Consider the following 16,625-nt stretch of genomic DNA (forward strand, 5'->3'; position numbering starts at 1 on the left):
TTGTTTGTTTGCTAATAGTTAAAATCCGACTGAAGCACCTATTGTATATTGAATTGCCGGGGGCGTTAAAGCATTATCAACCGGGTAAGAAAAAGGATTTACCGACCCCACTGTTGATATATCAGGATTTTGGCCTGTATAATTTGTCCACGTTGCTAAGTTTTGGCCTGTAACATAAATACTGGCCGAGTTTAGTTTAAGTTTTTGCAATAGCAACTTTGGCAGGTTATAACGTGCCGTTATCGTTGCCAGTTTTACAAATGATGCATTTTCAACATAACGATCGGAGCCCAGCCAGTTGTAGCCTTGACCAAATAAAGCACGTGGTATATCGGTAACATCACCCGGGTTACGCCACCTTCTTAATACGGCAGTGCTTTGGTTATCTACACCGTACATATTGGTGGTATTGATTTTGGCGCCGTTAACAATATCATACCCCCAACGGAAGTTAAAGAATGCTTTTAAGGTAAAGTTGCCATTAATGGTTATAGACGGACCAAAACCACCCACAAACTTAGGTATGCCATTACCCAGGTAAACCATATCACGGTAATCAATATTACCATCATGGTTAATATCTTCATACCTGGCATCACCCGGTTGGAATGTATAGTCTATCAGCGGATAGTTATAACGCATATACACGATCTGTCCGTTTGGCCCTACAATGTTTTTCCCGTTTTCGTCTGTAGCCACGGTAGCATCTTTATCTTTATAAACACCATTGTATTTAAAGCCGTAGTATGAACCAAATGGGTTACCAATAATGAGATATGATTTATATTTACCCAATCCAGGTACGCCTACTGAGCTTTCGCGGGGGTAATCATCAGATACGGATGTAATGCTGTTAACGTTACGTGCGATATTAAAATCGAAACCAACAATAAGCTTACGTGTTTTAACAGGGATGGTACTTAAGCTTAACTCCCACCCGTTATTGTCAACCGTACCTATGTTCATGCTAACCGACTGGAAACCTGAGCTGGTTGCTATGCTAAGATCCTTATAAAAAAGGTCTTTGGTGGTATTCTGGTAAAAATCTGCTGAAGCGATGATACGGTTTTGAAACAAACCTAAGTTGAAACCTAAGTTTTTACCTATCAGCGTTTGCCATTTAAGTGATGATAATTCGATATTTGATGGCACAACAGCGGCCCTGCCATTATAAGTAGCGCTAAAAGGGCTGTATGTATTATAATAACTGGCATCAGGTGCATCGCCCGAGGCACCGTAGCTTAACCTCATACTTAGTTCATTCAAAAATTTCACATTTTTTAAGAACCGCTCGCCTGATATCCGCCACCTTGCAGCAACTCCGGGAAAGAATCCGAAACGGTTATTGGGGCCAAATTTTGAGTTACCATCAACACGGCCGTTAAGGCTGATTATGTAGCGTTCCAGATACGAATACTGGCCCTGTAACAATACACCTACACTGCGCGAAAGGCTCTGGGTGGATTTTAAATCCGGACTAACCTGCGATGCGTTAGAAGGATCTTGTAAAAACGATGATGCCGTATTTGAATTGGCTGCAGAGTAAGAAGCTGAATTGGTTTCGTTACTTTGCACGGATAGTAAAGCCTGCAGGTTGCTTTTCTCTCCTAAGTCAGGTGTGAGAATAAAGTTAACTTTCGATTGTACGTTATACGAATCGCCGTCACTTTCCGTTCCAAGGTTAACAGTAGTTTCGGTACTTGGCCTGCCTGTAGCTATCTGTGGCAAAAAGGTTTTTGATTTACTGTTATTTACATCAAATACAATATCAACAGTTGATACCAGCAATGAGGGCAGAATATTGTACTGCAAGGTAAAGTGTGGTCTAATACGCTCACCATATAAGTGGCTAACGCCTGTATTAGCTAATGCCAGCGGGTTATATGTATCAGGGTATTGCCCTTGTATGTTTGATGCCGGCGAAAAATAAGCCGATGTTTGGTTACCATACTCATCATACGCGAAGGGTGCCATACTTGGCATTTTATCATAAGCTACACCACGTAAAGTGCTGTTATAGTTAAGGCTATTATCAATGTGGGTATAGGTTAGATCGGTACGAAAATGCAATTTACTCGATACGATATAATCAAGGTTTATTGTGGAAGTGATACGGTTCAGATCTGTACCCAATGTTGTACCGCCCTGGTTGGAATAGCCCACCGAAGCATAATATCTTGCTTTTTCGCCACCGCCACTCATTGATATGTTATGCTCCTGTGTAAAACCAATACGGGTTATTAATCCTATCCAATCAGTATTATTGCTGTAATTGTAGTAATAGTAAGCATCAAGCGGATCATGCTGAAAAGCCTTGTTCTGCCCGTTATTTCCTAAAAAATCAAGCGGTACGCCGGTAGCGTTCATAAATTCTTCGGGTATAAGCGTGGCGTATTTATCGCCATCTAACAACGGAATAGCTTGTGGCTGCTTACTTGCACTACCCTTAAAGCTGTAGTTAATAACCGGTTTACCAACCTGGCCGCGTTTGGTATTGATAATGAGCACGCCGTTTGCGGCTTTTGCACCCCATACCGATGTTGCTGCAGCATCTTTTAAAACTGTAATATCCTTAATATCTGCCGGAGCTATATTTAACAACTGGCCATATTGCTGATCATCAGCCGTACCAAAGTTAAAATCGGAAGGTATTTGTGTTTCATAAGGCATACCATCCAACACTATTAATGGTTGGGCGTTGCCTGTTATTGATGCTGTACCCCTGATACGGATAGTTGTACCTGCACCCGGATCGCCCGATGTTGAGCCAAAATCCACACCTGGTAAACGGCCTGCCAATGCCTGGTCAATAGATGATACCTGTATCTCTTCAAGATCTTTAGCGTTAACTGTTGCTGTAGATAAGGTTGAATTGCGCAGGTCGATATTTAAACCGGTGCCGTTGTTAACCACACGGCCACCGGTTACATTAACGGTATTTAAATTATTCTGGCCGCTTTCTAACGATACATTAATTACGCGCCTATCGCCAATAGAGCCCGACAGATAGGTTTTATAACCGATATAAGAAATTGAGAGTTGGTTATTGATATTGGAAACCTTGATAGCGAAATTTCCATTAATATCTGTTGTTACGCCGGTAACGGTACGGTGGTCTTTATCAAACTCAATAACCGATGCTCCAATAACAGCTTGTTTGTCTTTTTTATCAACTACTTGTCCGCGTATGGTTACCCCCTGCTGTGCCTGTGCCATTGCAGCTCCGCAAAACAAGCAGGCAACAATAATTACAAGACAAAGACTTTTTGGTAAAAGTGATTTCATATTACTATTTAGTATTGGGTTTTATTAATTGTAGTTCAAATAGTTGTCGATAGTGTGTATTACCGTGCGGTTAGACAGGTTATTACTCGTACTTACCACCACGTTAGCGTTTACACCTTTATGGTCTGTTACTACCATGCTACCGGGTTGATTAGTGATATTCACGTACGTTGCACCTCCTGTTTCGTTAACGAGCATCGTGATGAAAGTATTTGCCTTTTTACCATCCGGAACTACCGAAGCACCATTGATAATATGATACAATATGAACTTACGTACCAGATCGATATCAAGCGCGGCAGTAGGTGCCGATGCAGGCAATGCACCTGTAGTTTTGTTACCAGGCAACAAGCCGGCTTTTATAGCGTTTGATATGGCCGCGTTAGTAGGTACAAAAATGGTGTAGTTATTATCGGTACTTGTACCAATACCTATTATAGCCTTAGTTGTGGTATTATAAAAAGGAGACGTTGACAAAAAAGTATAAAACGACGAGTAGCTTGCAGGGTACAGCGTAGCTAAGTTTTGAATGTGCTGACCTACGTTTAAATTAGTAAATGATAGTAAGCCATCAACATAATAAGCAGTCCCATTTATAGCTGTAGCGTCTGTTTTTAAAACTTTAAGATCGGTACCCGAATCTACTGTGCCACTGGTTTGTATCCTGTTGTTGTTATACTTAATGTATTCGTGGTTAATGGTTTCGATAATGCCGGTACCACTCAGGCTGGTAAGATCAACACCGGGCAATACGCCGGTTGAAAACATGCGCAGGGCGATATCACGATAGATCAGATTATGTGCATAGCTTGAAGATGATGATGATTTGAAACCCCATGCCGTTGCGCTGGTACTCACACTGGCTTCATTATACCGCCAGCCGTTAAGCGCCATCACCGAATCAGACATGATGAATAATGTATTTTTTATAGTAGGTTGGGTTATTTGCGCCTTAATGCCTGTTGGCAAATAGCTGTTTGCCTGGTAGGTCATGTTAGTTTTAGGATCAAGGTACGGGATACCATAAATGGTACGGAAAACGTTTGATTCCTGCGGTTTATTTACACCGTATAATATACCGTTGCTTAACATTTGTTTATCAACAACATCGGCAAGGGCCATTGTAGTGCCTTCTAACTGGTAGTTAGTACCGCTTTTAAACTGGCTTGGCCATAAGCTTGAAGGCCACATTACCGAGTTTAAAAAATCGATGATCACGCTTGGCTGTGCCGTTTTAAAGAAAGAGCCACCCAGTTTACCCAATAGTTTTTTGCGATACGCGTTCATGGCCAAATTGTTAGGTACCACCATCGACCAGCCGTTAGACTGTGAAGCGTTAGCGATATACCCTGAAGCAAGCGGATCCTGGTAGTTTTCGTTATTTGGCGAAAAAGCCAAACGTCCATCGTACGACTTGATGTAAACCTGATCAGTTGAACCGGTTGCCACAAACAGGTTGTGTGTGATGTAAGCGTTTGCGTTGTATGCCGAAAGCGAATCGAGCAGTTTTTTAAATTCGCTGTAATCAGGGTTAGTGCCCAAATATTGGTCTAAACTTTTAAGCGGTACAATTACCTGGTCTATCTCGTTAATAAAACCATTGCTGGCTACAATATCTTTATTAAGCACCTTAGCGCCTGCTACGTTAAAGCCGCTATAAGTTGTATTAGGATAAAAGGAATTGTAATCCGTTGCCGATAGCCCATTTGTTGATAAAAACAGGTCGGTAAAGTATGGGATATACTTATTGTTATTATCCCCCTCCACATAAGTGTATAAATTGCTACCGCTTTTGTATCCATTATTGCGGTTAGTAGCGATGATCTTGTTATGGATACCATCGGTAGATGGCTGAACCCAATCGTAAAATGCGGTTTTGCGTTTATAGGCTTCACCTGCAATACTTGCGTTTGTCCCTGCTACCTGGTATGTACTCAACTGATCCTGGCGATAACCATTAAATACCAGCGAATACTTAACTATCGATTTAGCTAAAGAATCAGTTATCGAAGCATCAGTTAAACCTGTAGCGGTATAATACTTTTCAAATGCGGCATCATTTGGCGCAAACATGGTCCACCAGCCGGTAGTGCTCAAAATATTTTGGTAGCCGGCTTTGGTAATAACCTTAGTAAGGTGCTGAAAATTACCCCGCTGCTGTAACTGCTGAAAAATAGGATCACCCAGGTTGGCAGGGCTTGCATAGTAATCGTCGAATGCTTTTTTATGGCAGCCGGCTCCGATAACGAGCATTAAGGTACATAAAACTGATAGTCGTAAAAATCTAATCATATAAATTGTTTATAATGATTTGTTGATTGCCCATGGGCAAAAAATTAATTGGTTACTTATGTTGTTAATAATTGGTATTATTAGCGCCGGCAGTTAACAATGTACCGGATGATGTTGGGATATAACTATCACAGGCTTTTACCCAGTGGCAAAAACACATAGCTTTAAACAAACCATCCGGCACAGGCAACAGCCCGGCTTATAATTGATAGCTCAAAAGTAAAGTGAAATGCGTTTAAGGGCTTTTAATATTTGACAAATTGCTTTTAAAATTTGTTATATTATGCTTAAAATAGCTAAAAAAACGAGGTTTTTGATTTTCGTATGCTTTTAGTGAGCTAATTTATCATCAACTACTTTACGCGATTTTAAATACTCGGTTGGCGATGTTTTATACTGCTCTTTAAAACAGGTACTGAAATAGCCCGAACTGCTAAAACCTACCATGTAAGCAATTTCGGATATGGTATGTTCGCCCGCATCGAGTAATTGTTTAGCACGCTTAAGGCGCATATCGCGCACAAACTCAACCGGGGCAAAACCGGTAAGGCTTTTAAGTTTTTTATAAAAAGTTGTACGCCCCAAACCTACTGATATGGCTACACTATCAATATTAAAATCAGGATCAGCAAGGCTCTCCTCTACTATCTTAATGGTATCTTTTAACAATTGCTCATCCTTTGATGTAATGAGTATCTCGCCCGGTGAAAGTTGCACCAGGTTTTTAGCATTCAACAAGTTTTCAAAAAGCTGCCTGCGCTGCTTGATCAGACTTTCAACCGAGGCCAATATAAAATCGGTGTGGAAGGGTTTGGTGATATAAAAATCAGCCCCGTATTTCAATCCTTCTATCTGATTCTCTACCGATGAACGCGCTGTAAGCAAAATTACAGGAATGTGGCTGGTAGCAATATCATTTTTTAACCGGTTGAGCATTTCAATACCATCCATATTAGGCATCATCACATCGCTAATGATCAGATCCGGCAATAAAGAGCCAGCCAGTTTTAATCCCTCTACACCATCAGCAGCATCTTTAACCAAATAGTGAGGTTCGAGCTGGCTGCACAAAAACTTACGCAGATCGGCATTATCCTCTACAACCAACACATTCGGTTTTGCATGCAGATGTTCCGTAATATTATTTAAATCATCATTGTAATGAGGAATCAATACGGGCTGCTCCAATCGCGGCGAGTGCGCTTCTTCTTCAAAATCTACCTCTGTAGTATTAAAATGATCTTTACTTAATTGCAACTCAATTAAAAAGCACATACCGCCACCTGGGTTATTAATAGCCTTGATAGACCCATTGTGACTGACAATCAGCTCTTTTGATAAGGCCAGGCCAATACCGGTACCCTTCAGGTTGGTCATGCTTGCTTTATCGCTTTCGTAATACAGTTCAAATATCTCGTTCAGCTTGTTCTCGGGTACTCCACTGCCCTGGTCGGTAACGGCAATAGAAAAGTTTTTTTCGCCCTCAATGTATCTTACATCTACGTTTATGGCTGTGTTAGGCATAGAAAACTTAAAGGCATTTGATAGCAAATTGTAAATAACAATATCTATCTTTTCCCTATCTATCCAGGCATATAGCTCATCAACGTCAGCGTTAACTGTTAAACTTATATTCTTTTCTTGTGCCAGTTGCATAAAATAACCGCTTAACTCATGCATTAAGGCTACAATATCCACTTTTGCTACCTTGAGGCGCATTTTTCCATTCTGCGCTTTTCTAAAATCGAGCAACTGGTTAATAAACCTGATCATGCGGCTGGTATTTTTATTTACCACATTGATATAATCGCGCTCTTTGGCCGATAGGTTATTACTCTTTTCAATTTCTTTAAGCGGACTAACTATTAGTGTTAAAGGTGTTTTAAGTTCGTGCGAAATATTGGTAAAAAAACCAAGTTTAAGTTCGGTAAGCTTATGCTCTATAATAATGTTATTACGCAACTTTATCATGGTTGTAATAATGCGCCTTGCAATTATAATGGCTATCACGAGCAAAATAAAATACACCAGGTATGCCCATATGGTTAGCCATGGCGGTGGCAATATGGTTATGATGAGTGTTTTTTGCGGGGTGTTGGTAAACATATCTGTGCTTACGCTTTTTACCCTGAAAGTGTATGTACCTGGCGATAAGTTAGTATAAGTGGCCTGGCGCTTGTTTTTAACAAAATTCCACCCTTTATCCGAACCTTCCAGAATGTAAGCATACAGCACCTTGTTGCTTGCCCGGTAATCAAGTACGGTATAATCAATACCTACTATGTTTTGATCGTAATTTAAGGTAAGATGGTCGGTTTTATCAAGAGCGTAGGTAAGTACCCCTCCGGTGCCGGGTTGTACATTCTCGTTGTTAACACTAAGGTTTGTTAGCGCCATATTAGCGTAAAACTCTTTATTGCGTACCTTATCGGGATGAAAAGATATAAAACCATCAAGGCAGCCAAAATAAATAAGTCCCGATCGCGATCGTAAACAAGCGGCCTCTGCAAACCGGTAATCGGTTATACCTTCATACGCGCCGTAGTTGTTAAAAACTTCGGTGCGGGGTTCAAACCGTGAAAGGCCGTTTTCTGTAGCTATCCACAGGTTGCCCCGGTTATCATCAACCATGCCGAGTATAATATCATTAGGTAATCCATCGGCAGTAGTGTAAAATTTAAAACGGAGTTTACCATCAGCATCGGCAATTTGTTTATAAAGGCCTCCACCAAAGGTGCCTACCCACATTTGCCCGGCGCGGTCTTTGTGTATAACCTGTACCGAGTTATTACCCAAACCAGCCAGGTCGCCGGGAACTTTAAAGTACCTTGAAAAAGTATAATTATTGGGGCCGCCCTTATCAGGATTGAAAATAACGAGGCCATTGTTGGTTGCTATCCAAATACGGCCCCGGCTATCCTGATTTAAATGCCTGATGACATTACAGCTTGCAATTGGATAATTTTTAAACGCGTTTTGATAATTTTTAAATGTTACCCGATCACCATCTTTTACAACAAGGTTTAAGCCTCCGCCAAAAGTACCCACCCATATACGGTGCTTATTATCTTCAAATACCGAATATATTTGTTTGTTGCTAATGCTATTCAGATCATTGGGGTCAGGGATAAACCGGGTAACCTTATACTTTGAATGGTCTGCGTTAAGAGGCACAGCCATTAACAGCCCCCTGCCTTTGGTGCCCAGCCATATGGTACCGTCGCTGCCTTCTGTAATGGTATATATACTACCTACCTGGCTTTGAGGCATGTTAACAAATACATTATCTATTTTTCTGCCGTTTTTATATACAAACAGCTCACCGTATTTATTACCCGCCCATATACGGCCCTGCTTATCCTCTAATAACGAGCGTACATCATTGCGCGATTTATTTAACGCATCGGCAACAAGCACCTCGTGCCTGAAGTTTTGAGGCTGAAAGATGACCTTATTTACCCCGCCCTCGTGTCCGCTCAGCCACAGCACATCGGTATCATCAGCATAATAAGCCGAAATGATATTGGAAAATTGTTGATTAGGCGAACCCGGTTCATCATAAAAATAAGCAATGTCATCCTTTTCGGGATCATAATAACCAAAACCGCCCCCCCTTAAAATAGTCCAAAGCACACCATTAGATGTTTCAAATACACTGTAATTGGTATGATGCCCGTTGGTATACGTATCTGTTTTTTGTGTGTAGAGTTTAAATTTTTGTGTTGATGGATCATATTTCATTGCCCCATCATTTTCAGGCTCTATCCAGAGTTTTCCGTTCCTGTCTTCGTACAAAGAACGCATGATAGCTGATTCCGGGACTGTGGCGTAACTGATAGCCCATGTTTTGGGATCAACGATAGCCAGGCCATGATCGGATGTTACATAAATATTGCCCGACTTAGATACCAGTATGGCATTTAACCTGGTATTTTTTGCAATAGTTGTTGTAGTAAATACCCGTGATGAAGAGTTGAATGAAATTAACTTTCCATCGGTAGTGCCAAAATACATAGTGCCGTTATGTTCGGCTACGCAATTAAAATCGTTGTCGGAGCCAAATACGGTCTGCTGATTGGCAAAATACACAGGGTTGTAATGCTGTGTGTTACCTTTGGTAAAACAAGATAATCCGGATAAGGTTCCTACCCATACCCTCCTCCTGCTATCTTCAAACAAAAAATTTACCTTATTGCTGCATAATTTAAAATCGCCTTTGAGGCTTTTGTTATACCGGTAAATCTTTAGCTGGCCGGTAGCTTCGTCGTTTACAGCGCACAACATGCCCTGGTTAACGGTAAGCAGCCACATATCGCCCGAACGGGACGGCACTATTTTTTCAATAACGCTATTGCTTTGTTTACCAGGCGCTTGTGGTATAGATAAAAACTTTTCGGTACGCTTATCAAACCTGTAAACCTTATTATCATAAGTTTTTACCCATAGGTAGCCTGCCCTATCTTCAATAATGTTCCTGATTTTGTTATTGGATAAACTTGAACTATCGCCGGGCCGGGCTTTGTAGGTTATAAATCCCTTCCCATCAAACCTGTTGATACCATCCGAGGTACCAAACCACATAAAACCTTCCTTGTCTTTGGCTATACACAATATCCCATCCTGCGACAAGCCATCTTCGGTTGAATAGTGCTTTATGCTACATTTAAGCTGAGCATAAGCATTAAACCGAAAAACAGAAAATATAACAATCAGAAAAATACGTATCCACGTAAACAATTTCCAATTACCCATTTTTAAACAAAGTATTTTTTAGGCCTCAAAACCCAATCAGGTTTAGATATACTGCAAAGATAGGCAAAAGCAAAGCACATCAGTCATGCACTGTTATGAAATGCAACCGATTGTTTGTTGTGAAGAATCTATACGACGTATGATTTTTTAATTCTCAATCATAAAGGATTTTGTTTCAACACCAGCTTCATAAAGCTGAAAATATACTGCCTTCACTATGTTTATGGATTTTCAATTTAATGAAACTGACATGTCTTACTTTATATAATTATTAAATTTTTTATTGAAGAACATGCTAAATAATAAAAAATCATAATACAGGACAGTACAGGACGGACTCATGAATAATATCTATCATTTTTACATATTGTATACCTAAAAAAACACATAACTAATTTCTTAAGCTATACGGGCTATTTTTAATGTTTATTTAACCATTAAATCGGCTACATATCTAATATCTTATTTATTGCACATATATTACTGCAGCAGTTACGGCTTATACATATTCAATATTTTAAATAATCATTAAAATCAATAAACCTAAAACTTAAACCTAAATCAAAAAATGAAAAACAAAATTAAAGTATTATGCTTAGCTATTATGTGCGCTGTAGCCGTGATCGTGTCTTGCAGAAAGGCCAATAGCGATACTGTGCTTTCAATTCCGGAATTATCGGCTCAATTACAAACATCTCAGGCATTTAACAGGTATATGTTATTCTCTGCGAGATTAAAACGAGGACTCATAGCCGATAAGTATAATCTAACTAAAACTACCCTTAAAAATTTCAAAGCGGTAGTCTCTGCAAATGAGGCAACAAATAAAAAAGAAACGTTGGCTAATATGGCAAAATCTTTTACGGCCGCCGGAATTGATAATGCCAAAGAATTTGTTTTCCTGAATCTGAACATACAGCATTACCATGATTTGCTGCTACATGATTTTCCGCAATTAAAGGCTATGCCAACAAAAGATGCCATTGCGTTATTGCATAAGGTATATTTTGACATAGAGGGAAATAAGGCTCATGAACCCTCAATAAAGGATTTATATGCAGAAAGGCAAGTTAATCAGCAAAAAAGACAGTTGTTAAAGTCGGTAGATAAAATTCACACTTTAAGTGAACTTGATCCTATTTGCTATAGCGTTTGTAACTCAAATTGTTTTATTGCTTATGCAAATGCTTTGGCCCAAGCTGAGCGGGTTTGGGATGGTACTACATTTGACTGCCAGGCAACATACGAAAAAGATTACAATGCAGCCGAAACTTATGAACAGGAAGCTGATGCTTTGTACAATTGGGGTGTTTGCCTGGGAGATGCCGATGATACTCTTGCCGACAGCATTAATGCCGCCGGTGATGCAAACTCTGAATGTGTAGCCAGTTGTAGCACTAGCTGCCTCGTTGCAAATTAAGATAATACCTGCACCTATTTACAAATGGGTGCAGGTATTTATTTGATCATTAAAACCCCTTCCTTCTTATTGATGGCTTTTGTGCTGGCATGCATATCTCTTAAAAGATACTTAAACAGAAAAACATCTATTCATAAATAATTTTTCTAAATAATAAATATCAGACAAAGCAGGACAGTTCAGTACAGTTGCCGAAGTAAATAATAATACTTTTACAATAAGCATCAAAACCTAAAAAAAATCACCTAATTCATTTTTTCATAATAATATAAGTGCCTTTAACGCATTTATCTTATTTAATAACAAAATACACGGTCTCGTATTCTTGCTGATTGAATATTTTGTTTTGAATATATCCCCTGATAAAATTATTGAAAAATAATCCCGCTGCATGTAAATACCAATTCAAGCAGCACGCTATAATTAAATTTATCATAGAGTAATTTTATAAAAACCATAAACCTAAATCAAAAATGAAAAACAAAATCAAATTTTTATTCTTAGCTATTATGTGCGCTGTCGTTGTGATCGTGTCATGCAGAAAGACGAACAGCAATGCTGTGCTATCAATTCCAGAACTATCTACGCAATTACAGTCATCGCAAGTATTTAACAGGTATATGCTTTTTACTACGAGGATAAAAAGAGGAGTCCTTGCCGATAAATATAACTTAACCAAAGCCACCCAGGAAAAGCTTAAAGCGATATGGTCTGAAAATAAAAAACAAACAATGGCCAACATGGCACAATCTTTTACTACAGCCGGGGTTGACAATGCTAAAGAATTTGTTTTTCTGAACATCAATGCACAACGTTACCATAATTTATTATTGCATGATTTTCCTCAATTGAGGAATATGCCTGCAAAGGATGCGGTTGCGTTAATGCATAAAATTTATTTTGACATAGAAGGAAATCAAGCTCATGAGCCATCGATAAAAGATTTATTTGCAGAGAGGTTACTTAATCAAGAAAAAAGAGGGCTTTTAAATTCGGGCGATAAAAAGCGTACTTTAGATATACTTGATGGTGCTTGTTACAGTGCTTGTGCTACGCCTTGTGCTAAGGCTTATGACGATGTATTGCTTAGTGCCGAAGAAACTTTTGCTACTGTTTGGTTTGCATGCCAGGAAGATTGGGATAAAGAATATAATGCAGCAGAAACTTACGAAGATGAAGTTGCTGCTAATGACAAATTTAATCTTTGTGAGGGCGATGCGTTATTAGCTTATAATACTGCAATTGTTGATGCTATTGGTACAAGAACATCTTGCGAAGCTGGTTGTATCAGCCAATGCACAATTCCGGAGAATTAAAGATAATACCTGCACCTATTTACGAATAGGTGCAGGTTATTTATTAGCATGATAAATAATTTACCCCTTTGATATGTTTAAATGCTGTCTGACAAATTAAAAGCCAATTTGTACCGCATTGTATTTTTATTATACCTGATAAACAATACGCTTTTTTATATATTAACAAACTCGATCGAGGTTTTACATGCTTACCAAGCTGCAGATGTAATTAAAAGCGCACTAAATTGCCTGTTAGGTTTAATGGCATTGTGTGTTTTTGTCTTTTTTGAAAAAGACCGTAAAGTTTATCATTCATCCAAAATTGCTTTTTTATTTTTTACACTACTGGTTATCACCTTACATTGCCTGCTTACTTTAAACCTGGGCAAGACTTTGTTTTTTTTACTAGATCTTATGATCAACCTGATATTGCTCAGCATTTTTGTTTCTGCCAGGCAATTCAGTGTATTGAAAGGGAATAAGTTTGTTTGCATTTTATATGCTTACATTAGTGTATTAATACTTATTTGGCTAATCGAAAATACTTTCATCCACATTAGCCCGGCATTTGATAATCAAGTTATATTTTCTAACTATTTAAGTTTCCTGGTAATTGTTATGCTATGTGTACCTAAACCCGATAGCTTAACATATAAGGTTACTGATGGATTGTTGTTTATTTCTGTGTTCGCTATAGCAGCCATTAATTCGGCACGCACTGGTATTTTGGTATTGTGTGTAGCAGGAATTATAATTGTAATACAGCACTATGCTACGTACCTGAACAAAAAACTTGTGCTCGCGTTTTTTTCAGCTACTTTAATATGTGGTTTATTTTTTTTAAAATTCAGTTCATCATTAGGGCGCTATTTTATTTTAAAAAATTCCCTTGCGCTTGTAGCCAAATATCCCTTTGGAGGTGTTGGCTTAAATCACTTCTCTTTTCACTACAATTTGCAGCAAGCCGAGTATTTTGAGAAAAACAACGGTACTGAAATTGAAAAGTACCTGGCCGACAATATATACACGCCCAATAATGAGATACTGCAACTGCTTATAGAATTGGGGGGTATTTGCTTTATTCTGATATTTCTATTTTGGCTTAAAGTTATTTATGAGGATTTAAAATCGGCAAAAAAAAATCGGCCATCATCATATATATGGTATACATCTGTATTGATATTGTTTTTGATATCGTACCCATTGCATAATTCAATTTTTGCCTATACACTTTTAATAAGTTGGTTTTTTTTGCCAACAATTACTCCGCCTAAGCAAGTTTATTTAAGCCCTAAAAAGATCTCCTTTGTGCTTGCTTTACCACTGTTAATTTTGATTAGCTGCTTATCTTTTTATGTAATTCAATTTAAACATCTAAACGAGTGGAAGAACACTGAATATAATGATGACATAAGTGAATTTAGCTATAAGAAATACGATGCTATTGAGCCGGGCATTTATTATAATGATAAATTTCTTTTTAAATATAGCCAGGTACTATATAGTGGCGGACAGTTTACAAAGGCCGAATCAACATTAAATAAATTGTTAAAATATAGGTGCTCAATCTTTTTCCTTATTTACAGATCGGATATTGAATTTGCAGCTCATCATTACCAGGAAGCTGAAAAAACGCTAAAACTGGCTATAAACATTGCTCCAAATAAATTTATAACGCGTAGTAAAATGATGTACTATTACCTGAATACAAAAGATACTTTACAAGCAAAAAAACAAGCGGCTCTTATACTAAAGCTCCCGGTAAAGGTTTCAAGTCAGATCATTACTGATATTAAAGGGCAATGCGTTTCGCTGTTAAAAAACTAATAAATGTGCTATGCATTATTTAAAGATTAACTTGATTTTTTTATCTCTTTTTATATGCCTTATTGCCTGTAACTACCAAAGCAATAAGTTACCAAAAGATATATTACGTGCATTGGATATTGCGGGGAATAATAAAGACAATCTGTTAAAGGTGATAAAAAATTACCAATCTCCTGCTGATTCCCTTAAGCTTAAAGCTGCTTATTATTTAATTCGAAATATGGAGGGCCAATACCATTATAGCGGCCAGGCCATTAATGAATTTGATGCTTTTATAAATAATGTCGATTCGATGACCCTGGCACGAAAAAGCGTCTTTAAAAAAATGGCTGATTCGGCATTCCGTGTTGATCCTTTATATGATACCCTGGAGACTATAAAACTTTATAAGCGAACAGTTCTTAATGCCCTGCAAAAAAAACATGGCGAATGGGGTAAATCGGATGTTAGAAAAGTATCCGACCTAACCTCTATCACAGATGATGTTTTAATTGAAAATATAGACATGGCTTTTGTAGCATGGAAATATCCGTGGTGTAAAAATCTAAACTTTGAACAGTTTTGTGAATACATATTGCCTTACAAGGGTTTAAACGAGACCCCTGTAAAATGGCGGGCCATGTTAAATAAAAAAATGCAATGGGTGGTAAATGAAATGGAAAGCAGCACTGATGCAAAACAAGCCTGTATACTTATAAATGACTATTTAAAAAAACAGTTTATTATAGAAGGAAGTTATTTTAAATATCCGTTCGATTTGGATTTTAATCAACTTAACAAACTCCGGATGGGTAAATGCGCGGATGCTAATCATTTTGCTTCCTACGCGATGAGGGCCATGGGTGTGCCGGTAATAAGTGATTATACACCTTATTGGGCAAATAAAAATAAGGGGCATGATTGGCTTGTATTGTTATACAAATACAATAATCAATCATTTATTGGCAGCGAATCTAACCCGGGAGCTGATAAAGTTGATTATACCGGAAGGCGGGAGTTAAAAAGAAAGCGTGCAAAAATATTCAGGCAGACTTATGCAAAACAAAAGCAGCAATTTGACTTTAGCAATGAAATGGATTTTGTTCCACCCTTGTTTAGTGATAAACATTATATAGATGTTACTGATTTGTATATCCCGGTATCAGATATTCAAATTGATCTCAAAATGATGAATCATTTAAAGGAAACAAATTTTGGGTACCTGTGTGTTTTTAATAACAATAAATGGACTCCCATAGCTTGCTCCAAAATTGATGATAAAGGATTGATCTTCAAAAAAATGGGCCGAGATATAGTATACCTGACGGTAAGTTATAATTTGGGCGAGATGGTTCCTATAACTAAACCGTTAATTTTATCGGCAGATGGGGCTGTAGTGTATCTGGATACGGAATGGAGTAAAACTTTTAAAAAAATTACACTGTTCAAAAAATACCCCCAGGATAAAACCAATTTAATTGTTCCGGGCGAACACTATCAATTATTTTACTGGAATAATAAGTGGATAAACTTAGGTACACAAAAGGCGATAGCAGATTCATTAACTTTTACAAATACTCCGCAAAACGCCTTGTATATTTTGAGGGATATTGACAAAGGTGAACAGGAAAGAATATTTACAATGAAAAACGGGAAACAAATATGGTGGTAAATACAAAATTGAGGATGGCTTTTATTGCTGTACTTTTTTTAATGGCTTGTAAGCACCGTAATGTAGAAACATCTGCTAAACCCCCGACTGACCCTAAACT

Annotated in this window: 7 protein-coding genes; 4 read left to right on the forward strand and 3 right to left on the reverse strand. The window is 38.2% G+C overall.

The window, feature by feature from the left end; all coding sequences use genetic code 11:
* Positions 1-18: 18 nt before the first annotated feature.
* From KXQ82_RS09520 to KXQ82_RS09530, 3 genes are all read right to left on the reverse strand, one after another.
* Positions 19-3,285 (reverse strand): SusC/RagA family TonB-linked outer membrane protein, encoded by a 3,267-nt coding sequence (locus KXQ82_RS09520; RefSeq protein WP_219487954.1) that lies wholly within the window; start codon positions 3,283-3,285, stop codon positions 19-21.
* A 24-nt stretch (positions 3,286-3,309) separates the two neighbouring features.
* Positions 3,310-5,538, reverse strand: a complete 2,229-nt coding sequence (locus KXQ82_RS09525; RefSeq protein WP_219487955.1) for a fasciclin domain-containing protein — start codon at positions 5,536-5,538, stop codon at positions 3,310-3,312.
* Positions 5,539-5,907: 369 nt separating this feature from the next.
* Positions 5,908-10,329 carry a hybrid sensor histidine kinase/response regulator transcription factor gene (locus KXQ82_RS09530; protein WP_219487956.1) on the reverse strand — a complete coding sequence of 1,474 codons (4,422 nt, stop codon included), beginning with the start codon at positions 10,327-10,329 and terminating at the stop codon, positions 5,908-5,910.
* 568 nt (positions 10,330-10,897) lie between these two features.
* Between KXQ82_RS09530 and KXQ82_RS09535 the strand changes: the two genes are divergently transcribed.
* The 4 genes from KXQ82_RS09535 to KXQ82_RS09550 all read left to right on the forward strand — a co-directional run bounded on the left by KXQ82_RS09535 (position 10,898) and on the right by KXQ82_RS09550 (position 16,525).
* Positions 10,898-11,749 (forward strand): hypothetical protein, encoded by an 852-nt coding sequence (locus tag KXQ82_RS09535; RefSeq protein WP_219487958.1) that lies wholly within the window; start codon positions 10,898-10,900, stop codon positions 11,747-11,749.
* A gap of 473 nt (positions 11,750-12,222) precedes the next feature.
* Positions 12,223-13,065 carry a hypothetical protein gene (locus KXQ82_RS09540; RefSeq protein WP_219487959.1) on the forward strand — a complete coding sequence of 281 codons (843 nt, stop codon included), beginning with the start codon at positions 12,223-12,225 and terminating at the stop codon, positions 13,063-13,065.
* A 396-nt stretch (positions 13,066-13,461) separates the two neighbouring features.
* Complete coding sequence (locus KXQ82_RS09545) at positions 13,462-14,874, forward strand: O-antigen ligase family protein (RefSeq protein WP_219487961.1); 1,413 nt, start codon at positions 13,462-13,464, stop codon at positions 14,872-14,874.
* 31 nt (positions 14,875-14,905) lie between these two features.
* Positions 14,906-16,525 carry a hypothetical protein gene (locus KXQ82_RS09550; protein ID WP_219487963.1) on the forward strand — a complete coding sequence of 540 codons (1,620 nt, stop codon included), beginning with the start codon at positions 14,906-14,908 and terminating at the stop codon, positions 16,523-16,525.
* The last annotated feature ends 100 nt before the right edge of the window (positions 16,526-16,625 follow it).

This window comes from Mucilaginibacter rivuli, assembly GCF_019391655.1.
Taxonomy (GTDB): domain Bacteria; phylum Bacteroidota; class Bacteroidia; order Sphingobacteriales; family Sphingobacteriaceae; genus Mucilaginibacter; species Mucilaginibacter rivuli.